The sequence below is a fragment of the Phycicoccus sp. Soil748 genome, from assembly GCF_001428025.1.
Classification (GTDB): domain Bacteria; phylum Actinomycetota; class Actinomycetes; order Actinomycetales; family Dermatophilaceae; genus Pedococcus.
The window spans coordinates 428582-449987 of record NZ_LMSC01000006.1 but is presented as its reverse complement, the minus strand read 5'-3'; the positions used below and the strand labels follow the sequence as shown (position 1 = coordinate 449987).

The window sequence follows — 21406 nt, the reverse complement described above, 5'->3', positions numbered from 1 at the left end:
TCCCACGCAAAGCGGCGGTTGCGCGGGGAAACGGGAGCTATGGTTCCCGTTTCGCTCAGCAACCGCCGTGTTGCGGGTGTGTCGCGGGTCTGGTGCCCCGGGCGGGGGCCACCCGTCAGAGGTAGGGGGCCCAGCCCTTGCTCACGGTCACCGCGCTGCTGAACTGGCCGTTGCCCCAGCCCTTGTAGACCCGGAGCGTGCCGTCCATGGTGACCGCACCGAGGTCGCCCCGGCCGTCCCCGGTGACGTCGCCGGCGTGGAAGAGCGCCCCGAGGCCGCCCCACCCGGATCCGACCTTGCGCTTGGGCGTGAAGGTGCCCTTGGCGGTGCCGGGGAAGATCCAGAGCACTCCCGCCTGGTCGACTCCCAGCAGGTCCGCGCGCCGGTCGCCGGTGACGTCGGGCGAGGCGAAGACCGTCTGCATCGTGCTCCAGCCGGTGGCGATCCGGGTGCCGTGCGAGTAGCCACCGCTGCCGTCGCCGCGGTAGAGGTAGGCCGTCCCACCCGGCGTCACCGCGACGATGTCGGCCTTGCCGTCGCCGGTGAAGTCGGAGCTCCCGTCGATGAAGCGCATGCCCCACCCGGGGCCGATCGGCGTGACCCCGACGTAGGTGACGTTCCAGGCGAGGTGCATGGCCTGGAGGTCGGTGCCGGAGGACAGGGAGAGGAACGTCGCGCGTCCGTCCAGGCGCCCGTTGGGGAACAGCCGCTGGTCGCCGACGTCGACCACCGCCTTTCCGGCCCCGAAGGTGGCAGGTCCCGAGCCGCGGTAGACCCGGACCAGCCCGTCGGGCAGGTGTGCGACCAGGTCGGGACGCCGGTCGTTGTCCACGTCGCCGGCGCTGAACACGTTGCCGCTGAGGGCCGGGGCCACCGTGAGGGCGACTGCCTTGCCGTCACCCGCGCTGCTCTCAGGAGTCACCGAGACGCGGTAGGTGGTGCCGTTGCGCAGTCCGGGCACGACGAGCCTGCCGCTGGGTCCCGTTCCCCGCACCGTGGTGACGTTGGTGCTGCCGGACGTGACGTCGACCCGCACCCCGGTCGTGCCCTCCGATGCAGCCCAGACCACCTCGGCCGACTGGGGGCGCGGACGCATCCGGACCTCGGGGGCGGCGGGCACGACGCGGATGTCGGCGGCGGCGAAGCTCAACGTGTGGGTGCCGCTGGCCTTGGTCACCGAGCTGTAGGTCGAACCGTCCCGCCGGTACTCGACGGGGTTGGACATCCTGTCGCTGAGCGACACACGCGTCAGCCGGTACACCCCTGCCGACGGGGTGGGGATGACCGCCGACCCGGCCAGGGGGTAGAGGCGCGGGGTGCCCGTCACGTCCTCGGCACGACAGACCTCGACGGCGGACGGACCCGTGTAACAGAGGTAAGCCGCGTACAGGGCGTCGGCCGCGTCGGTGGCGGTGTAGGCCACCGGCACGCCGGCCGTTGCGCCCTGCACGACCTTCGTCGCGCTGGGGACGACGCTCTCGAGCCGTGGCGGGTCGATGTCCATGGTCGAGCCGCTCGCGGTGAACGACAGCGCGGAGAAGTCGAGGGAGTGCTTCCTCGGCCCCGTGGCGCCGCCCTCCAGGTTGACCCAGCCGTCCGGACGGTAGGTGGCCTTGTTGCCCACCGAGTCGACGGTGACGAGCCAGCGCAGCCGGTAGGTGGAGTCGTAGGCGGTCGGGACCGCCACCGACGCCCGACCCGCTGCGAGCTGGGCGGCGTCCTCGACGACGGCCGTGAGGTACCGGCCCTGCGCCTCCGGGGCGTCGGGGCGGAACTGGAGCTCGAGCCGCGTGACCGGGTGGACGTCACTGACGTCGAAGGTGAGGTCGAGCGTCTGGTCAGGGACGTGGACGGTCGGCGACGTGACGGCAACCGCCGAGACAACGGGTGCCTCGGGGTCGAAGACCGAGCCGGAGACGTCGAGACCGACCGCGGAGAAGTCCTGGTGGTCCGTGCAGTAGCTCTCCTGCACTCTGCTGTCGCAGATGATCGTGCTCAGGTACGGCGTAGGGAGGTAGACCTGCCGCACCTTCCAGTGCCCGTTCTCGGACCCGTCCTTGACCGCGTAGGAGGTGGTACCGGTGTAGTGGCCGGGACCATCGTCCGCCATCGCGAGCTGGACCGTCCTGGGGCGCCCGGACGGCTCGACGACCGTGACCTGGGCGTACGCGGGGCGGTCCGGCCCGGCGACCCGGAGCTGGATGCTCGTCGTGCCCGGCACGGTGACCGCAGAGGGGGTCGTCCACAGCGAGACCAGGGTGGGGGGCACCGGGTCGGCGGCCTGCGCCGACCCGGGAGCCAGCAGCCCGGCGGCGAGCGCGCTGACGACGACCGCCACGAGGGAGCGGCGCAGGCGCGGGGTACGGGTGGGGGTGGTCATGACGGTGTCCTCAGGGGTAGGGCGCCCAGCCGGAGCTGACCGCGACGGCGCTGGAGAAGGTGCCGTTGCCACGGCCCTTGTAGATGCGAAGGGTGCCGCCGGTCGTCACGACGCCGAGGTCGACCTTGCCGTCGCCGGTGACGTCACGTGCGGAGAAGAGCGTGCCCAGCCCGCCCCACCCGGAGCCGACCACCCGTCTCTCGACGCGCAGCTCGCCGCTCACCCGGCCGCCCGGGACGGCGACCACCGACGCCGCGGCGACGAGTGCCGCCACCGTCAGGACCCCCGCGATCCGATGCCTCATCGCTCCCCCTCACCACCGACGCGACTGCCGAAGGATAGGGGCCAGCCGACCCTCGTGGAGGGCAATTCGGGACAACCTGCGCACTCGCGCAGACCCGCCGGCGCAGACAGCGGTTCGCGTCACGCACCGGAAGCGGGGTGGCGGCCTCGCTCAGTGCCAGCGGTCGGGGTGCACGTCTCCCGGCACGTCGGAGGCGGGGTCGTACGGCGTACGGCTGAAGCGGAACGAGCCCAGGTCGAGGTGACCGACGCGCCCGTCGGCGTCGCGGACCGCGACGAGCGGCTCACCCTCGTGGTAGCCGTCGAGCCCGACCCAGCCGTCGCCCACGGGGCGGAAGCGGGACCCGCGGTGGAGGCCGGGCTCGCCCAGCACGAGGACGCCGTCGGAGGCCAGACGGAGCGTGTACGCCGTCGTGCCCCAGTACCAGTCGCCGACCAGCTCGAGCCCGTCCACCTGGTCGGCGTCGGCGGTCCAGGGAGTCGGCGGGTGCGGCTCGTGCTCGGCCAGCAGCTGCAGGAGGTCGACGTGGAGCGGTCCCAGCCCGGAGGTGGCGTTGGCGAACACGACCACGCCGTCGCCGGTCTCGAGGTCGACCCGCAACCCCGCGAGGAACCCCGGCATCGAGCCTCCGTGACCGGCGAACCGGCGGCCGTCGACGTTCCACACCTGGAAGCCGAGTCCGTGCGCGCCGGTCCAGGCGGCACCGGGGGTGTCGTTGACGGCGATGGGCAGGCACATCTCGTCCAGCGTCTCGGTGGACAGCAGCCCGGCCGTCTCGCCGGCGAGGAAGGCCGCCCAGCGGGACAGGTCCTCCGCGGTCGACCACAGCTGGCCGGCCGGGGCCATGGAGACGGCGTCGTGCTCGGGCTCCACGTGCACGAGGTCGGCCAGCGGGTGCACGCCCCAGCCCGGCGCGCTCGGCGCCTGCGGCCGGGTGGTGGTGCGGGTCATGCCGAGCGGCTCGAGCAGCTGGGTGCGGACCGCCTCGTCCCAGGAGACGCCCCGCAGCCGCGCGACCAGCTCGCCGAGGGCGGCATACCCGACGTTGGAGTAGTGGAACCGCGCGCCGGGACGGAAGCGCAGCTGCGGCCGGCTGGCCAGCAGGTCGGACCACTCGCCGCCCTGCGTCCGCTCCCACCAGGGCCCGCTCGTCTCGGCCTGCAGGCCCGAGGAGTGCGACAGCAGCTGGGCGACGGTGACGTGCCCGAAGTCGCTGGCCGCCGTCTCGGGCAGGTGCTGGTCGAGCCGGTCGGACAGGTCAAGCGCTCCGGCGTCGCGCAGCCGCATGACCTCGACTGCCACGAACGTCTTGGTGATCGAGCCGATGCGGTACTGCGTGCCCGCCGTTGCCGCCTCGCCACCCGTCCGCCCCGAGAGGGTGCCGACCGCGCCGGACCAGACCAGCTCGCCACCGCGGACGAGCCCCGCGGCGACGGAGGGCAGTCGCGACGACGACTGCTCCTGCGCGAGTCGCAGCTCGAGCGCGGCGGCGGTGGTGGGCTGCAACGGCATCCGGGTCAGGCCTTCTTGGTCGCGGTCTTCTTCGTGGCGGTCTTCTTGGTGGCCGCCTTCTTGGCGGTCTTGCGAGCCGGGGCCTTCTTGGCCGCGCGCTTGCGCGTGGTCGGGCCCTTCGCCCGCTTCTCCGCGAGCAGCTCGGCACCGCGTTCGGGCGTGATCGACTCGGGGTCGTCGCCCTTGCGCAGGGTCGAGTTGGTCTCACCGTCGGTGACGTAGGGGCCGAACCGGCCGTCCTTGACCACCATCGGCCGGCCGGACACCGGGTCGTTGCCGAGCTCCTTGAGCGGCGCCGAGGCGGCACGACCACGTTGCTTGGGCTGGGCGTAGATCGCCAGCGCCTCCTCGAGCGTGATGTCGAAGAGCTGCTGCTCGGTGGTCAGCGACCGGGAGTCCGTGCCCTTCTTGAGGTAGGGCCCGTAGCGGCCGTTCTGCGCGGTGATCTCGACCGTCGTGCCGTCCTCCTCGGTCGTCGCGCCGACGACGCGGGGCAGGCTGAGCAGCTTGAGCGCGGTCTCGAGGTCCATGGTCGCGAGGTCCATGTCCTTGAACAGCGAGGCCGTCCGCGGCTTGACCTTGTTCTTGCCCTTGAGCGCCGCGGTCTCCTCGTCGAGGACCTCGGTGACGTAGGGGCCGTAGCGGCCGGCCTTGGCCACGATGTCGCGACCGTTCTCCGGGTCCTGGCCGAGGACCTTGCCGTCGTCCGCGGACTGCTCGAGCAGCTCGCGCGCCTTGGCCGGGGTCATCTCGTCGGGGGCGACGTCGTCGTTGATCGTCGCTCGGCGCGGGGCGGTGGACGCGTCGTCGGTCATCTCGCCGGTCGACAGGTCCACACCCTGCGGCACGGTCTCCTCGACGTAGGGCCCGTAGCGCCCGACCCGCACGACGATGCCCTCGCCGATCGGGATGGTCGAGATCTCGCGCGCGTCGATCTCGCCGAGGTCGTCGACGAGCTGCTTGAGGCCCAGGTGGCCGCCACTGGCGTCCGGCAGGCCCGGCTCACGGCTCGCGGCGACACCGGCGCCCCCTCCCTCGCCGCCAGCACCCTCACCGCCATCACCTTCACCGAAGTAGAACCGCTTGAGCCACTCGGCGCGCTGGGCGTCGCCACCGGCGATGCGGTCGAGGTCCTCCTCCATGGAGGCGGTGAAGTCGTAGTCGACGAGCTCGGTGAAGTGCTCCTCGAGCAGGCGCGTCACGGCGAACGCCAGCCAGGTCGGGATCAGCGCCGACCCGCGGGTGTTGACGTAGCCACGGTCCTGGATGGTGCCGACGGTGGAGGCATAGGTCGACGGGCGACCGATTCCCTTCTCCTCCATGGCCTTCACGAGCGTCGCCTCGGTGTAGCGCGGGGGCGGCGTGGTCTCGTGGCCGTCGGCCTCGGCGCGCACGACGGTGAGGGAGACGCCCTCGCTCAGTTTGGGCAGGCGGCGCTCCTCCTCGGCCTCGGCGGCCTTGGACGCGCGCTCCTCGTCGCGCCCCTCCTCATATGCCGCGAGGAAGCCGCGGAAGGTGATGACCGTGCCGGACGCGCTGAACTCGACGACGCGCCCGTCCTCGAGCGTGCCGCCGAGCCTCACCGTCGCGGTCGAGCCGCGCGCGTCGGCCATCTGCGAGGCCACGGTGCGCTTCCAGATCAGCTCGTAGAGGGCGAACTCGTCGCCGCGCAGCTCGCCGGCGACCTGCGCCGGGGTGCGGAAGCGGTCACCCGCGGGGCGGATGGCCTCGTGGGCCTCCTGCGCGTTCTTGACCTTCTTCTCGTAGAGGCGCGGCGACTGCGGGACGTACTCGGCGCCGTACAGGTCACGGGCCTGCTGGCGGGCCGCGGTGAGGGCGGCCTCCGACAGCGTGGTGCTGTCGGTGCGCATGTAGGTGATGTAGCCGTTCTCGTAGAGGCGCTGCGCGACGCGCATCGCGTTCTTCGAGGACAGGCGCAGCTTGCGCGACGCCTCCTGCTGCAGGGTGCTGGTCGTGAAGGGCGCGCTGGGGCGCCGGGTGTACGGCTTCTCCTGGACGCTCGTGACGCCGACCTGGCAGGTGAGCACCTGGGTGGCGATGGAGGTCGCGGTGGCCTCGTCGAGATGGACGACGGACTTGCCCTTGAGCGTGCCGTCGTCGTTGAAGTCGCGGCCCATGGCGACGCGGCTGCCGTCGACCGAGGTCAGCCGCGCGGTGAACTGGTTGGAGGCCCCGTCGGGCGTGAAGTCGCCCTCGACGTCCCAGTAGGACGCGCGGACGAACGCCATCCGCTCGCGCTCACGCTCGACCACGATGCGGGTCGCGACGGACTGCACGCGGCCTGCGGACAGGCCGGCCTTGACCTTGCGCCACAGGACCGGGCTGACCTCGTAGCCGTAGAGGCGGTCGAGGATGCGGCGGGTCTCCTGGGCGTCGACGAGGGCGACGTCGAGGTCACGGGTGTTGGTGGAGGCGCGCTGGATGGCCTCCTTGGTGATCTCGTGGAACACCATGCGCTTGACCGGGACCTTGGGCTTGAGCACCTCGAGCAGGTGCCAGGCGATCGCCTCGCCCTCGCGGTCCTCATCAGTGGCCAGGTAGAGCTCGTCGGCGTTCTTGAGCAGACGCTTGAGCTCGGCGACCTTCTTCTTCTTGTCGCTGTCGACGACGTAGTAGGCCTCGAAGCCGTTGTCGACGTCGACACCGAAGCGGCCGAACGGGCCCTTCTTGATCTCGGCGGGCATCTCCGACGGGGTCGGGATGTCGCGGATGTGGCCGACGGACGCCTCGACGTCCCAGTCCTTGCCCAGGTAGCCACCGATCGTCTTCGCCTTGGCCGGCGACTCGACGATGACGAGCTTGCGCCCTTCGCTCACGTTCTCTTCCTCGGTTCCTGCTCCCATGTGCTGCGGATTCGTCGCAGCGTGGACATGGCAACGCGCACGACGGTAGCCGGTCGCGTCAAGTCCGCGGCGCGAGGTCTCGTCAACAGGACCGCCGTCTGTGATTGATTGAAGATTCAAGTAGATGTATGCTCAGCTCATGAGCCCCTCGACCGTGTCCGCGCGCCAGCCCGTGCTGTACCTCAGCCACGGAGCGCCCCCGCTGGCCGACGACCCGGTGTGGACCCGGCAGCTCGCCGACTGGTCCGGCACCTTCGGCAAGCCGGCGAACGTGCTCATGGTCTCGGCCCACTGGGAGGAGGCGCCGCTGTCGCTCAGCGCCACCTCGGGCCAGGTGCCGCTCGTGTACGACTTCTGGGGCTTCCCCCAGCGCTACTACGACGTCACGTACGCCGCCCCGGGCGCCCCCGAGCTGGCGGCGTCCGTGGAGCGGCTCGTGCACACCGCGGACCACCCCGTCCACCGCGACGAGACCCGCGGTCTCGACCACGGCGCCTACGTCCCGCTGGTGGAGATGTACCCCGACGCCGACGTGCCCGTCCTCCAGATGTCGATGCCAACCCTCGACCCGAAGGCGCTGTTCGAGATCGGGCGCACGCTCGCTCCGCTGCGCGACGAGGGCACGCTGATCGTCGGGTCAGGGTTCACGACGCACAACCTGCGGTGGTTCAACCCCTCGGCCGGGCCTGATGGCCAGCCCCCGGCGGCGTCGTCGGAGTTCGACCACTGGGCCGCCGAGGCCCTCGAGCGCCAGGACATCGACGCCATCCTCGACTTCGTCCACCAGGCACCTGCTGCTCGCGAGGCGCACCCCCGCACCGAGCACTGGGCCCCGCTCTACGTCAGCCTCGGCGCAGCGTACGAGTCGGGCTCGCTGGAGAACGAGAGCGTGATCGACGGCTTCTGGTTCGGCCTGAGCAAGCGCTCCTGGCAGTTCACCTGAGCCCCGCCTCTCCTCCTTCCCGCGTTTGGGGGCACGAGGGTGACCCATACGTCACTCTGTCGCCCCCAAAGCAAGTAGGGGGCGTCCACAGCCCCGGCTTCCGGAGCCCTCTCTCCACAGGCGCGACCGACGTGCGCGGCGCGTCCCGCACTCCCGCGACAGCCTGTCGCGATGACCCAGCGTGGCCAGGACCGTCGACGCACCGTGTCGGCCATCGCAGAGCTGCACGGCGGCGTCGTCTCGCGCGCCATGCTCCTCGACGCCGAGGTGGACCGCTGGGCCGTCGCCTCCGAGGTGCGAGCGGGCGGACCGATGGGCCCTGCACGGCCTGCGCACGGTGGCAGTGCACACCGCCGCCCTGTCCCGAGAGGCGCTGCGGTGGCGAGCGGTCTGGGAGGTGGGGCGCTCCGCCGCCCTCGACGGCGTGTCCGCACTGGAGGCCGCCGGACTGACCGGTTTCGACGAGGAGACGGTCCACGTGTCCGTCGACCACGAGGGGCACGGGAGCCGGCGGGTGAGCGGGGTCTGCGTCCACCAGGTCCGTGCGACGCGCAGCTCGGACGTCCGGGCCGCTGGTGTCCCACGGGTGAGGCCTGCGGTCGCTGCCATCCGAGCCGCTCAGTGGGCCCGGTCGGACCGCCAAGCCGCCCTCGTCCTGTGTCTGGCCGTCCAGCAGCGGCTGGTCCGGGCCGGCGACCTCGTGCCGCTGCGCTGGCGGGCGCCCACTACGGTCGCTCGGCCTTCGTCCGGCAGGTCGTCGAGGACATCGCGGACGGCGCACACTCCCTCGGTGAGCTCGACTTCGCAGCCTTGTGTCGTCTGCACCACCTGCCGACACCCGAACGTCAGGTCGTCCGCAGCGGGATCGCCGGACGGATCTACCTGGATGTGCGGTGGCGGGACTGCCCCCTCGTGGTGGAGGTCGACGGGGCGCAGCACCGGCTCGGGCTGGCAGTGAGTGCAGACAACCTGCGACGCAACGCGCTCGCCATCGACGGCGAGACCGTCCTGACGATCGACCTCATCGGACTCCGCCTGCAGACCGCCGCGTTCATGCGACAGGTGGTCACGGCATACAGGCCCTCACCGGCGGCGGTTTGGGGGCAGCAGCGTGACGTACTGATCACCAAGTTGCCCCCAAACGTGGGAAGACCGGCAAGAGGGCGTCGGGGGTGGCTGGCAGGATGCCGGGCGTGGGCGAACTCCCGGGGTGGGTGCGGTGGTTGCTGGTCGGCCGGTTCGTCAACGCGCTCGGGTCCATGGCCTGGGTGTTCGTCCCGCTCTACCTCGTCTCCGACCGCGGCCTCGACGAGGCTGCTGCCGGGTCGGTGGCCGCGGTATGGGGTGTGGGCACGATCCTGGGCAACCTCGCCGGCGGCTCGGTGGGCGACCGGTGGGGACTGCGCCCGACCCTGGCCTTCGCCTCGCTCGCCTCAGCCCTCGGGTGCGCCGTCGTCCCGCTCACCCCGACCGGTGGCCTGGCCGTCGTGCTGTTCGTCATGGGCGCGCTCGGCGGCATCGGACGACCGGTGTCCTTCGCCCTGGTCACCAGCGCCCTCCCCAGCGAGGACCGCCGTCGCGCGAGCGCGTGGATGCGGTCGGTCAACAACGCCGGCACGGTGCTCGGGCCGCCACTGGGCGGTCTGCTCGCGGTCCACCACTTCGGCGCGGTCTTCGTCATCGACGCCCTGGCGAGCCTGCTCATGCTGGGCGTCGTGCTCCTGGTGGTTCCGGCCACGGCCCGCGCCGCCGCCCCCGAGGGCACGCCCACCCGCGTGCTGACCGCCCTGCGTGCCGATCCGCGCTTCGTCCTGCTGCTCCTCACGGTCGTGGTCGCCGACACCGCCTACCGCTTCGCCTACTCGGCCGTGCCGTGGCAGCTCGACACGCTCGGCGCCGCCCCCTGGGTCTACGGCACGACCATCTCGCTCAACTGTGTGCTCATCGTGCTGTTCGAGCCGTGGCTGGCCCACCGCCTGCGAGCCCGCAGCCCGGAGCCGCTCATCGTCGCCGGGTTCGCCCTGGTCGGCCTCGGGTGGCTCGTCGTGGCGCCGTCCCCCGCGGTCGCCACCGTCCTTACCGCCCTGGTGGTCGTCACCGCGGGCGAGATGCTCTACAAGCCGACCGCGACGGCCCATGCCGCGGACCGCGCGCCCGAGGGCATGCACGGCCGCTACCAGAGCCTCTACGGCGCGGCCTCCATCGGCGGCACCGTCATCGCCCCACCGTTGGCGGGGGCGCTGTTCGGCGCCTCACCGCGGCTGATGTGGGTGGTCGGCGGGTTCCTGGCCCTGGCGGCAGCGGCGACCCTGGGGCTCAGCGCAGCAGGCAAGAACGCCGACGCGTTGACTTTGGGGGCGGGAGAGTGAGCCCAGACTCACCCTCCTGCCCCCAAAGCTGGGAGCGGGAGGAGCTCGGTAGGAGCGCGGGCGGGAGTTGAAGCGCGAGTGGCGGGGGCTGGTCAGTGGCCGCTGGTGCGTCGGCGGGGCGCCGGTCGGGTCGGGTCGTCTCCCGCCTTGGCGACCTCCTCGGGGACGACGATCGGCTTGAGCCGCGCCCAGCCGAGGAACACCACGGACGCGACGACGAGCGCGAGCCCCGTCCACAGGTTGGCGTTGACGCCACCGGTCTTGTCCAGGGCCTTGTCACCGAACAGCCCCGCGAGCAGCAGGATCACGCCGTAGGTGCCGAGCAGCAGGCCGATGATGTTGCGGATGTCGAAGGCCCCAGCGGTCTTCTTGCCGGCTCCGGTCGTCTGGTCTGGCATGGCAGCGGCTCCTAGAAGGCGAAGTTGAGGATGAGGACCATGACGAGCGCGATCCCGGCGAGCGGCATCGTGCGCTGGTACCACGGCTGGCTGGCCTCGTCCGGGTCGACGAGGTCCTCCTTGGGCGTCTCGGAGTAGACCAGGCCCTTGAGCTCCGAGGCCGGCTTCGGCTCGGTCACCATGGTCACCAGGACGCTGACCACGATGTCGACGACGAAGGCGGTGGAGGCGGCGACGAAGCTCGCGCCCTGGCCGGACAGCGGCAGGACGCCGAGGCTGGCGGACCCGAACGCGTCCTCGGACAGGAACGCCACGATGACGGCCGAGATGGTGCCGCTCGACAGGCCCACCCAGCCCGCGGTCGCGGTCATGCGCTTCCAGAACATGCCGAGGATGAACGTCGCGAACAGCGGTGCGTTGAAGAACCCGAACAGCGTCTGGAGGTAGTCCATGACGTTGGAGAAGCTCGACGCGATCGTGGCCGTGAAGATCGCGATGATCGTCGCCGCCACCGTCGCGAGCCGGCCGATGCGCAGGTAGTAGTCGTCGCTGTGGTCCTTGCGGATGTAGCGCTGCCACAGGTCGTAGCTGAAGACGGTGTTGAACGCCGAGATGTTGGCCGCCATGCCGGCCATGAACGCGGCGAGCAGGCCCGCGATGGCCAGGCCCAGCAAGCCGTTGGGGAGGATGTCGCGCATCAGGAGCAGCAGGGCGTCGTTGTACTTCACGCCCTCGCCGGAGGCACCGCCGGCCGGGTGGCCACCGCCCTTGAGGTCGACCATCTCCTTGACCAGGACGGCCGAGACCATGCCGGGGAGGATGACGAGGAAGGGCACGAACATCTTGGGGAACGCCCCGATGATCGGCGTCTTGCGTGCCGCCGAGATCGACTTGGAGGCCATCGCGCGCTGCACCTCGACGAAGTTCGTCGTCCAGTAGCCGAAGGACAGCACGAACCCGAGGCCGAAGACGATCCCGATGACCGACAGGGTGCCGGAGCTGAAGCCGGACAGCGCCTGACCGGGCCAGGACTCGAGCTGCTGGCCTGCGGGGGCAACCTTCGCGGCGGCGGGGGCGGAGTCGGCGAACGCGGCGATCTTGTCCTTGAGGCCGCCGTAGCCACCGACCCGGTGCAGGCCGATCAGCGTGAGCGGCAGCAGCGAGGCGACGATGACGAAGAACTGCAGCACCTCGTTGTAGATCGCGGCCGACAGGCCACCGAGGGTGATGTAGGACAGCACGATCGCTGCGGCGACGATGAGCGCCACCCACAGCGGCCAGCCGAGCAGCGCGTGGACGATCGAGCCGAGCAGGTAGAGGTTGACTCCGGCGATGAGGAGCTGGGCCACCGCGAAGCTGATCGCGTTGACCAGGTGCGCGCCCGTGCCGAATCGGCGGAACATGAACTCCGGGACCGACCGCACCTTGGAGCCGTAGTAGAACGGCATCATCACGACGCCGAGGAACAGCATCGCGGGGATCGCACCCACCCAGAAGTAGTGCACCGTCGGCAGCCCGATCTCGGCACCGTTGGCGGACATGCCCATGATCTCGACGGCACCGAGGTTGGCGGAGATGAACGCCAGACCCGTCACCCACGCCGGCAGCGAGCGGCCCGAGAGGAAGAAGTCGATCGAGTCGGAGACCGACCGGCGGGCCAGGAAGCCGATGCCCAGGACGAACCCGAAGTAGATGACGACCAGGAGGTAGTCGAGCCAGGTCGCGTCGATCAGGGGGGTGGCGGCGGGCACCGCGAGGGCGAGGTGAGACATCAGCGGCTCCTAGACGACGACAGACCAGCGGATCAAACCTAGGGCGTGTGCGTCGTTTAGGCACCCGGTGGCGAGCGCCGCACCGGTCTCGGGAGGTCAGTCCGTCCAGTGGCCCGGACGCGGAAGGTCCTGCGGCAGCACCGTCGCCAGGTCGCCGAGTGCCGCCCCCACCTGCGGCCGGGTCAGGAACAGCGCCCGGGACAGGTCGGCGGCGTGCAACCTCGCGCCGCGCAGGTCGGCGCCGAGCAGGTCCGTGCGGTCGAGCACGCAGCCGCGCAGGTCCGCCCCCAGCAGCAGCGCACCGCGCAGCGTCGCCGCCCGCAGGTCACGGCCGCGCAGGTCCGCACCGACGAGGTCGCCGCGGGCGAGGTCGGTCCCGCCCGGTCCCCGTACGGTGGCGCTCACGCGGGCAAGGAGTGCACCGGTGCGCGCGCCCAGCGCGGGCAGGTCGACGCGCGCGAGCTCCTCCAGCACCCCGGCCGCGGCCTGTTCCACCTCGGCGTCGAGGTCCTCGACGTCCCGGCCCAGCTCCGTACCCGGTGCGGCGCCGACGGCGAGGCGGCGCGCCTCCGCCAGGTGGCTGCGCAGCTCGTGCAGCTCGCGCACCACCCGGAACGCGGCGTACATGGCCGGCGCGCGGTCCGGGTCCGTGCGCCAGTCCACTCCCCCGAACGTCACCTGGGAGATGCGCTGGCCTGCGCCGAAGCAGTCGTACGCCGTGCAGCCGGCGAAGCCGCGCGGCCGCAGCTCGGCGTGGATGGTGCAGCTGAACCCCCCGCCGAGGTTGGGACACGGGGTCCCGGCCGGCTTGTCGATCGCGAAGTCGGCGGACGCGGAGAACGCCGGGACGACGCAACACAGCCCGAAGCAGCGCGAGCAGTCGGCGACGAGCTCGACCTCGGGGACCGAGCCCGTCCCCGGGCGGGAAGGTGTGGACACGGAGCGGCCCGTCAGGCGCGCGCCGGCGCCAGCTCGGCCGCGGGCGCCTCCCCGGTGTCGATGTCGACCGCCGCACCGCTGAACTGGGCGGCGTAGAGCTCGGCGTAGGCACCGTCGCGCGCGAGCAGCTCCTCGTGGGGGCCCTTCTCGACGATGGCACCGTCGCGCATCACGAGGATGACGTCGGCGTCCCGGATCGTGGAGAGCCGGTGGGCGATGACGAAGCTCGTGCGGTCCTGGCGCAGCGCCGACATCGCCTGCTGCACGAGCAGCTCGGTGCGGGTGTCGACCGAGCTGGTGGCCTCGTCGAGGATCAGCAGCGCGGGGTTGGACAGGAACGCGCGCGCGATGGTCAGCAGCTGCTTCTCACCCGCGCTGATGTTGCCGCCCTCGGCGTCGAGCTCGGTGTCGTACCCGTCGGGCAGCGAGTGCACGAACCGGTCGACGTAGGTGGCGCGTGCCGCGGCGAGCACCTCCTCCTCCGGGGCCCCGGGCTTGCCGTAGGCGATGTTGTCGCGGATGGTGCCGCCGAACAGCCAGGTGTCCTGCAGCACCATGCCGATCTCGCTGCGCAGCGTGTGCCTGGCCAGGTCGGTGATGTCGATGCCGTCGAGGGTGATGCGGCCACCGTCGAGCTCGTAGAACCGCATGATGAGGTTGACCAGCGTCGTCTTCCCGGCACCGGTCGGGCCCACGATGGCCACGGTCTGCCCCGGCTCCACGACGAGGTCGAGGTGCTCGATCAGCCGCGACTCGGGGTCGTAGGAGAACGACACGTCGTCGAACTCCACGCGCCCCCGGGGGTTCTCGAGCACCGTCGCGGAAGCCGGGTCGGGGCGCTGCTCCGGCGCGTCGAGCACCTCGAACACGCGCTCGGCCGAGGCGACGCCCGACTGCAGCAGGTTGGCCATCGAGGCCACCTGGGTCAGCGGCTGGGTGAACTGGCGGGAGTACTGGATGAACGCCTGCACGTCGCCGAGGGTCATGGTGCCACTGGCGACCCGAAGGCCACCCACCACGGCGATGATCACGTAGTTGAGGTTCCCGATGAACATCATCGTCGGCATGATGATGCCGCTGATGAACTGGGCGCCGAAGCCGGCGTCGAACAGGTCGTCGTTCTTGGCGCGGAACGCCGCCCGCACCTCGTCCTGGCGCCCGAACACCTTGACGAGCTCGTGGCCGGTGAACGACTCCTCGACCACCGCGTTGAGCTCACCGGTGCTCTTCCACTGCTGGATGAAGTGCTTCTGCGAGCGCTTGCCGATCGTGGCGGTGACCGCCATGGAGACCGGGATGGTGACCAGCGCGATGACGGCCAGGAGCGGCGAGATGTAGATCATCATGGCCACCATCGCGACGACCGTGAGCAGTGACGTCAGCAGCTGGCTGAGGGTCTGCTGCAGGCTCTGCGCGACGTTGTCGATGTCGTTGGTGACGCGGCTGAGGAGCTCGCCGCGCGGCTGGCCGTCGAAGTAGGGCAGCGGCAGCCGGTTGAGCTTGTCCTCGACGTCGCGCCGCAGCGCGAAGATGGTGCGGTTGACCGCTCCGGTCAGGACGTACGCCTGGGCCCACGACAGCAGGCTCGCGACCACGTAGATGCCCAGCACGAGGAGCAGGATCCGGCCGACGGCGCCGAAGTCGATCCCCTGCCCCGGCACGAGGTGCGGCAGGCCGGCGACGAGGTCGGCGAGGGTGCCCTGACCCCCGGCGCGGAGCCCGTCGACCACCTGCTCGCGCGAGGCGCCCGCCGGCAGCTTGGAGCCGACGAACCCGGCGAAGATGTAGTCGGTGGCGCGGCCGAGAACCTTCGGGCCCACCGCAGTGAGACCCACGCTGACCACGGCCAGGGCCAGCACGGCATACAGCTGCACCCGCTCGGGGCGCAGCAGGCCGAGCAGCCGCTTGGCCGACGGCACGAAGTCCTGCGACTTCTCCGCGGGCATGCCGGCGCCCATCATCGGCCCGTGCCGCTGCCCCGCCCGGGCCGCCGGTCCGCGGCGCGCCTCGGCCGCCTTCTCCTCGGCGGTCTTCACACCCTCGCCGCTCACGCTGCCTCCTCCATGCTCTGCTGGGACTCGACGATCTCGACGTAGGTGGGACAGGTCTCCAGCAGCTCGTCGTGCCGACCCGTCCCCACCACCAGCCCGTCGTCGACGACGACGATGTGGTCGGCGTCGACGATGGTCGACACCCGCTGCGCCACGACGATGACGGTCGCGTCCCGCGTGACGGGCCGCAGGGCCGAGCGCAGCCTCGCGTCGGTGGACAGGTCGAGAGCCGAGAAGCTGTCGTCGAACAGGTAGATGTCGGGCTTGGCGACCAGGGCCCGGGCGATCGCCAGGCGCTGGCGCTGGCCGCCGGACACGTTGGTGCCGCCCTGGACGATCGGCGAGTCCAGGCCCTCGGGCATCGCGCGGACGAAGTCCTCCGCCTGGGCGATGCGCAGCGCCTCCCAGAGGTCCTGGTCGGTCGCCCGGTCGTCGCCGTAGCGCAGGTTGGACGCGACGGTGCCGGTGAACAGGTAGGGCTTCTGCGGCACGAGGCCGATGCGCCCCCAGACGTCCTCCAGCGCGGCATCGCGCACGTCGACCCCGCCGATCAGCACCGCGCCCCCGGTGACGTCGTAGAGGCGCGGGATGAGGGAGAGCATGGTCGACTTGCCGGCACCGGTGCTGCCGATGATGGCGGTCGTGCGGCCCGGCTCGGCCACCAGCGAGATGCCTTGCAGCACAGGCACGTCCGCCCCCGGATAGGTGAACATCACGTCACGCAGCTCGACCCCCGCGCGGGTGCGCGGGAGGGCCACCGGCTCGGCCGGCGGGACGACGGTGGAGTCGGTCGCGAGGACCTCGCCGATGCGCCCGGCCGACACCGTGGCGCGCGGGATCATCATCGACATGAAGGTCGCCATCATGACCGACATGAGGATCTGCATGAGGTAGCTCATGAAGGCCGTCAGCTCGCCGATCTGCATCTGCCCGCTCGCAACCCGGTGCGAGCCGAACCACAGCACCGCCACGGTCGAGGAGTTGAAGATGAGCATGACGACCGGGAAGACGATCGCCATCAGCCGCCCGACCGCGAGCGCGGTGCCCGTGTACTGCGTGTTGGCCTCGGCGAAGCGCGCGCGCTCGTGGTCCTCGCGCACGAAGGCCCGCACCACACGGATGCCGGTGATCTGCTCGCGCAGGACGCGGTTGACCCAGTCGACCGACTCCTGCATGAGCCGGAACTGCGGGATCATCTTGCGGATCACCAGGGAGACCGACAGGGCGAGCAGCGGGACGGCCACGGCGACCAGCCACGAGAGCCCGACATCCTCGCGCAGGGCCATGATGATGCCGCCGACCATCATGATCGGCGCCGACACCATCATCGCCGCGCCCATGAAGACGACCTGCTGCACCTGCGTGACGTCGTTGGTGTTGCGCGAGATCAGGGTCGGGGCACCGAACCTCGACACCTCCTGCGCCGAGAAGTCGCCGACCCGGGCGAAGACGTCGGCGCGCAGGTCACGGCCCAGGCCGGCAGCCGACCGGGCCCCGAGGTAGGTGGCGCTGATGGTGGCGGCGATCTGGACGAGGGAGACGCCGAGCATCCAGCCGCCGGTGCGCAGGATGTAGCCGGTGTCGCCCTTGGCGACACCCTCGTCGATGATGCGGCCGTTGAGGCTGGGCAGGTAGAGCGAGGCGATGGTGCCCACGAGCTGCAGCCCGACGAGCACGGCGACCAGCCCGCGGTAGGGCCGCAGGTAGTCGCGGACGATCTTGATGAGCACTACTTCTCCCCCTTGACGACGCCCCGGGCGCCCTTGCGGTTGTTGGCGTTCACGGTGTCCTGACGCGCGAGCGTCCCCTCGAGGATGACGTCGACCAGCTCCTGCGCGGTGGCGCCCTGGTGGCCGAGCATCGGGTGCACGCTGGAGAGCGTGAGCATGCGCAGGTAGGTGACGACCTCCAGCGGCGGCAGCCGCAGCTGGTCCGCGTCGTCCCCGACGAGGTCGACGAAGGCCTCGTCGACCGCCGAGCCGGCCTGCTCCCGCCCGGGCTGGTGCCGGCCACCCGGTCGCCGGACGGGCTCGCCAGAGGCGTGCAGGACCGACATCAGGGTGAAGATGTCGCGCAGGTAGTCCTGCATCAGGGCGACGGCGACCGCCAGGCGCTCCCGGAGCGGCAGCTCGCGGTCGACCCGCCCGAGCGCGGCCTGGAGGGCGTCGGTGCCGAACGTCTCGTGGACGCACGCCGCGACGAGCTCGTCCTTGGACTCGAAGACGCGGAAGATCGTCCCCTCCGCGACACCGGCGGCCTTGGCGATCTCGCGCGTGCTCACGGCAGACCCCTTGTCACGCAGGAGGGGGACCGTCGCCGCGATGATGGCGGCACGACGGTCCTCAGGGGCCATGGCGGGGGCGCGGGGTGTCACATGGACAGAGTAAGTGAGTGAGCGCTCACTCACAACACCTTTCCTGACGTGCGCAGATGCCGGCCCCAGGGCAAGGACGGGACCTCCGTGCTCACTCGAGCAGGGTCAGGTCCGGTCCACGACCGCCGACGCGACGACGGCTGCCGCAGCGTCCGGCGACAGCGCACCCGTGTCGACCTCGAGGTCGTACCCGATCCCTGCGTGCACGGCCTCGGCCTGGGCGCGGGCCATGCCCCCGATCCGGTCGCCGCGGGCCCGCTCTCGCGCCTCGGCGACGTCGGCCGCGCACCGTACGCCGACCCACAGGACGTCCAGGCCGGCGAGCGCCTCGCGCCACCGCTCCTGCCCCACCGGCCCGCTGAGGAACCCGTCCTCGACCACCACCGGCACCTCGGCCGCGATCGTGGCGACACCCCGCATCCACGCGCTCTCGACCCGGGCGAACTCGGGCCCCGTCGAGACGCTGCCGTCCAGCCCGAGCACCAACCCACCCTCCACCTCGTCGAAGGCCGGCGGCAGCGCGTCGATGAGGGTGTCGACGTTCAACCGCAGCCAGGTGCCCGGCAGCAGGCGGACCAGCTCGCCCGCCAGGGACGACTTGCCCGAGCTCGAGCCACCGTTGAGCACCACGACGTGGGGAACCATCGACAACGCCCTAGGTCAGACGAGCAGGCCGTCGGCGACGAGCCCGCGCAGCAGCGGCACGAGGTCGGCCCGCAGCTCCGCGGCGGGGACGTCGAGCAGCTGGGCGATCGCGTCGACCGCGGCACCGGCGGGCAGGGTGCCGTCACAGACGCTGACCAACGCAGCCCCGGCGGTGTCCAGCCGCACCACCCGGCGCAGCCCGCTCCCCTGCCGCAGCAGGATGACGCTCGGGTCGGTGTCGCCGGGGCGGGAGTGCCGCTCCTCGGTGACGTCCTGCGCGCAGCTCCAGGCGACGTCCAGCAGCTCGTCGTCGCCGTGCTCGGCGAGCCACGTCCGCGCCCGGATGCCGGCGAGCACGTGCGGGCCCATGGGTGAGGCGACCGGGCCGCTGACCTCGTCGAGCTCGAGGAACGGCGCCCTGTCGGTCGCGGGGCGCTGGAGCGTCACCACACCGAAGCCCACCGCCGTCACGTCGCGCGAGGCGAAGTCGTCCAGCCAGGCGGCATACATCGTGGCGAACTCGGCCGTGGCGCTGTGGTGGCCGCCGTCGCGGGCCCACGTCTCGGCGTACTGCGCCGGGTCCTGCACCTCCCGCTGCACCACCCAGGCGTCGAGCCCCGTGCCCTCGACCCAGCCGCGGACGCGGTCGCGCCAGTCGGCGTCGCCCACGACCTCCCAGTTGCCGAGGAACTGGGCGATGCCGCCGGGCTCGAGGTGGTCGCCGATGGAGCGCACGAGGCCGGAGACGACCTCGTCGCCGGCGGCGCCACCGTCGCGGTACTCGAACAGCGGGATGTCCGGCGTGCGCGGGGTGATGACGAACGGCGGGTTGCTCACGATGAGCTCGAACCGGCGACCCGCCACCGGGTCGAGCATCGAGCCACCGACGACCTCCCAATCACACCCGTTGAGCGCCGCGTTGAACCGCGCGTAGGCCAGGGCGCGCTCGGAGATGTCGGTGACGGTGACGTGCTCGGCGTGGGCGCCGAGGTGCAGCGCCTGCACCCCGCACCCGGTCCCGATGTCCAGGGCGCGGTTCACCTGCGGCCGCGGCGTCCACGACGCGAGGGTCGTCGAGGCGCCGCCCAGCCCGAGCACGTGGTCCTCGCGCAGCGGCTCGCGCGTCGCGAGCTCGGTGAGGTCGGAGGCCACCCACCAGTGGTGCCGCTCGTCGCCGTACGGGCGCAGGTCGCACGACGCGACCACGCCGGGTCCCTGGTCACGGACGAGCCCGAGGCGGTGCGCGCCCTCCAGCCCCAGCGCCGGCAGGGCGAGTGCCACGTCGCCGGCGTCGACCGCGTCGCCGAGGACGAAGAGGCGCACGAGCGTCGCCACCGGGGTGCCCGCGTCGGCTGTCGCCCGCTGGGCGGGGAGCGCCTGCTCGCGTCCCAGGGCCGCGTTCGCCAGCCGGCCGATGAGGGCGTCGACGCCGTCGAGGGTGTACCCCGCCTGCTCGAGGTCCGCGCGCAGCCGTGAGACGAGCTCGGGGTCGGTGCCGGGAGGAGGGGTGGGTCCCGTGGCCGAGGCCGTGGCCGGGGTCGTGGCCGGGTTCGTGGCTGAGGTCATCGGTGGGGTCAGCCGTCGAGCAGGCCGCCGAGGTTGAACCCGCCGCCCCCGCCCCCGCCCTGCGTCGGAGGTGGCGTCCACTCGCTGGGCTGGACGATGACGAAACCCTGCCCGTGGAACGCGTACTGGAACGCCTCGCCGGACCCGCCGCGCAGCATCGAGCGGACGTTCATGCTCGAGACGACCTGGGGCACGAGGTTGGCCGACCACCCGACGCAGGCCTGCACGTCGACGAACGTCGGCTGGCTGCTGCAGTCGAGGATCACCGGCTGGCCCACCGTGTGGATCGCCACCGTGCCGGTGCCCTGCAGCGTGGTGTTGAACAGCCCGCCGCTCAGCACCCCGGCCCCCTGCACGCGCTTGATGTCCCACGCCACGGAGGAGTCGAAGGCCAGCAGGTTGCGGGCGTTGACGCTGAGCGCGTCGCCGGTGAGGTCGACGAGGAAGACGAAGCCGGCCTCGGAGGCGAAGAACACATCACCCTCGCCGGACACCCGCATGAGGGACACGTCCTCGCCGGTGACGACCTTCTTGAAGAGCTTGCCGACGCTGCCGGCCTTCTCGTGGTCGAAGCGGATGTTGCCCTGGTAGGACACCATCGCGCCCTTGACGGCCAGCACGTCGCCACCGAGGTGGACGCGCAGCATCTGGGGGTTCTGGAGGGCGAAGCGCTGCTGCGCCTGGACCTCGAGGTTCGCCTGGTCGAACAGCGGACTGTGCATGGGGTCAGCCTAGGGCTCGGCTGCGGTGGCCGGCCTCCTCCCGGAGCCACTGCGCCAGCTCCTCCGGGTCGGCGGCGGTGGTCCGCGGGAGCCAGGCCGCGGGACCACCGGTGATGCGTTCGCTGACGCCGGAGAGCGCACGGCTCATGGCGTTGGCGTCCGCCTGGCGCTCGAACTCACCGTCGGTGAGGCCCAGCTGGACGATGCGCTCGCGCCCCTGGCGGACCACCTCGACCGTGACGACCTGGTCCCACGGGATTGCTCGACCCGGCTGGGCGGGGTCCGCCTCGACCCCCTCGGTCGTGACCGCGAAGGCGGTGCCGCCCCGCACGAGGGCCAGCAGGCCCACGGCACTGCACAGGCCGAAGAACACGAAGGCGAAGCCCGCCACGACGAGGCCGCCCACGTCGGGGCCACCCAGCTTCGACACGAACATGGCGCCGGAGGCGAGCGTCAGACAGGCCCCGCCGAGGGCCACGAGGCCGACCTTCCGTCGCGACACCCGGAACTGGACACGACCTGATGACCTCAGCAGTTGCGCCCACCCCGTGGCATCCCCCCGCATGC

At 71.6% G+C, this 21406-nt stretch carries 16 protein-coding genes; 2 read left to right on the top strand and 14 right to left on the bottom strand.

Going from position 1 to position 21406, the window contains the following annotated elements:
• Nucleotides 1–115: 115 nt before the first annotated feature.
• The 4 genes from ASG70_RS07115 to topA form a co-directional block, all read right to left on the bottom strand.
• A complete protein-coding gene (locus tag ASG70_RS07115; protein WP_056883116.1) occupies nt 116–2380 on the bottom strand; it encodes an FG-GAP-like repeat-containing protein in 2265 nt (754 codons plus the stop codon).
• A 10-nt stretch (nt 2381–2390) separates the two neighbouring features.
• Nucleotides 2391–2684, bottom strand: coding sequence for an FG-GAP-like repeat-containing protein (locus ASG70_RS07110; RefSeq protein ID WP_056883115.1), 294 nt, complete (start codon nt 2682–2684; stop codon nt 2391–2393).
• A 150-nt stretch (nt 2685–2834) separates the two neighbouring features.
• Nucleotides 2835–4196, bottom strand: coding sequence for a serine hydrolase (locus ASG70_RS07105; protein WP_056883114.1), 1362 nt, complete (start codon nt 4194–4196; stop codon nt 2835–2837).
• A gap of 5 nt (nt 4197–4201) precedes the next feature.
• On the bottom strand, nt 4202–7033 hold the full coding sequence (gene topA / locus ASG70_RS07100; RefSeq protein ID WP_369818878.1) for a type I DNA topoisomerase: 2832 nt from the start codon (nt 7031–7033) through the stop codon (nt 4202–4204).
• Between the two features lie 166 nt (nt 7034–7199).
• Between topA and ASG70_RS07095 the strand changes: the two genes are divergently transcribed.
• Both ASG70_RS07095 and ASG70_RS07085 read left to right on the top strand, forming a co-directional pair.
• Nucleotides 7200–8003 carry a dioxygenase gene (locus ASG70_RS07095; RefSeq protein WP_056883271.1) on the top strand — a complete coding sequence of 268 codons (804 nt, stop codon included), beginning with the start codon at nt 7200–7202 and terminating at the stop codon, nt 8001–8003.
• Nucleotides 8004–9196: 1193 nt separating this feature from the next.
• On the top strand, nt 9197–10372 hold the full coding sequence (locus ASG70_RS07085) for an MFS transporter (RefSeq protein ID WP_056883111.1): 1176 nt from the start codon (nt 9197–9199) through the stop codon (nt 10370–10372).
• Nucleotides 10373–10464: 92 nt separating this feature from the next.
• Here ASG70_RS07085 and ASG70_RS07080 read toward each other — a convergent pair whose 3' ends face one another.
• The 10 genes from ASG70_RS07080 to ASG70_RS07035 form a co-directional block, all read right to left on the bottom strand.
• Nucleotides 10465–10770: a hypothetical protein gene (locus ASG70_RS07080; protein WP_056883110.1), complete on the bottom strand. Its 306-nt coding sequence runs from the start codon at nt 10768–10770 to the stop codon at nt 10465–10467.
• Nucleotides 10771–10781: 11 nt separating this feature from the next.
• The gene (locus ASG70_RS07075) at nt 10782–12542 is read right to left on the bottom strand and encodes a sodium:solute symporter family protein (RefSeq protein ID WP_056883109.1); all 1761 of its coding nucleotides are present in this window, start codon (nt 12540–12542) and stop codon (nt 10782–10784) included.
• Nucleotides 12543–12638: 96 nt separating this feature from the next.
• Nucleotides 12639–13481 carry a pentapeptide repeat-containing protein gene (locus ASG70_RS07070; RefSeq protein WP_056883108.1) on the bottom strand — a complete coding sequence of 281 codons (843 nt, stop codon included), beginning with the start codon at nt 13479–13481 and terminating at the stop codon, nt 12639–12641.
• 11 nt (nt 13482–13492) lie between these two features.
• Nucleotides 13493–15442, bottom strand: coding sequence for an ABC transporter ATP-binding protein (locus ASG70_RS07065; protein ID WP_200949228.1), 1950 nt, complete (start codon nt 15440–15442; stop codon nt 13493–13495).
• 86 nt (nt 15443–15528) lie between these two features.
• Nucleotides 15529–17262 (bottom strand): ABC transporter ATP-binding protein, encoded by a 1734-nt coding sequence (locus tag ASG70_RS07060; protein WP_056883106.1) that lies wholly within the window; start codon nt 17260–17262, stop codon nt 15529–15531.
• Nucleotides 17262–17906, bottom strand: coding sequence for a TetR/AcrR family transcriptional regulator (locus ASG70_RS07055; RefSeq protein ID WP_156399861.1), 645 nt, complete (start codon nt 17904–17906; stop codon nt 17262–17264). Before ASG70_RS07055 ends, ASG70_RS07060 begins: the two co-directional genes overlap by 1 nt.
• A 105-nt stretch (nt 17907–18011) precedes the next feature.
• Complete coding sequence (locus ASG70_RS07050) at nt 18012–18551, bottom strand: AAA family ATPase (RefSeq protein WP_056883104.1); 540 nt, start codon at nt 18549–18551, stop codon at nt 18012–18014.
• Between the two features lie 15 nt (nt 18552–18566).
• Nucleotides 18567–20117: a PqqD family peptide modification chaperone gene (locus tag ASG70_RS07045; RefSeq protein ID WP_082590237.1), complete on the bottom strand. Its 1551-nt coding sequence runs from the start codon at nt 20115–20117 to the stop codon at nt 18567–18569.
• An 8-nt stretch (nt 20118–20125) separates the two neighbouring features.
• Nucleotides 20126–20839, bottom strand: a complete 714-nt coding sequence (locus ASG70_RS07040) for an AIM24 family protein (RefSeq protein ID WP_056883103.1) — start codon at nt 20837–20839, stop codon at nt 20126–20128.
• A 4-nt stretch (nt 20840–20843) separates the two neighbouring features.
• Nucleotides 20844–21341 carry a hypothetical protein gene (locus tag ASG70_RS07035; protein WP_056883102.1) on the bottom strand — a complete coding sequence of 166 codons (498 nt, stop codon included), beginning with the start codon at nt 21339–21341 and terminating at the stop codon, nt 20844–20846.
• Nucleotides 21342–21406: the final 65 nt, after the last annotated feature.

Coding starts and splice junctions, on each gene's coding strand:
- ASG70_RS07040 (WP_056883103.1), bottom strand. CDS start 20,839: ATGCACAGTCCGCTGTTCGACCAGGCGAACCTCGAGGTCCAGGCGCAG.
- ASG70_RS07045 (WP_082590237.1), bottom strand. CDS start 20,117: ATGACCTCAGCCACGAACCCGGCCACGACCCCGGCCACGGCCTCGGCC.
- ASG70_RS07065 (WP_200949228.1), bottom strand. CDS start 15,442: ATGATGGGCGCCGGCATGCCCGCGGAGAAGTCGCAGGACTTCGTGCCG.
- ASG70_RS07105 (WP_056883114.1), bottom strand. CDS start 4,196: ATGCCGTTGCAGCCCACCACCGCCGCCGCGCTCGAGCTGCGACTCGCG.
- ASG70_RS07095 (WP_056883271.1), top strand. CDS start 7,200: ATGAGCCCCTCGACCGTGTCCGCGCGCCAGCCCGTGCTGTACCTCAGC.
- ASG70_RS07080 (WP_056883110.1), bottom strand. CDS start 10,770: ATGCCAGACCAGACGACCGGAGCCGGCAAGAAGACCGCTGGGGCCTTC.
- ASG70_RS07110 (WP_056883115.1), bottom strand. CDS start 2,684: ATGAGGCATCGGATCGCGGGGGTCCTGACGGTGGCGGCACTCGTCGCC.
- ASG70_RS07115 (WP_056883116.1), bottom strand. CDS start 2,380: ATGACCACCCCCACCCGTACCCCGCGCCTGCGCCGCTCCCTCGTGGCG.
- ASG70_RS07050 (WP_056883104.1), bottom strand. CDS start 18,551: ATGGTTCCCCACGTCGTGGTGCTCAACGGTGGCTCGAGCTCGGGCAAG.
- ASG70_RS07075 (WP_056883109.1), bottom strand. CDS start 12,542: ATGTCTCACCTCGCCCTCGCGGTGCCCGCCGCCACCCCCCTGATCGAC.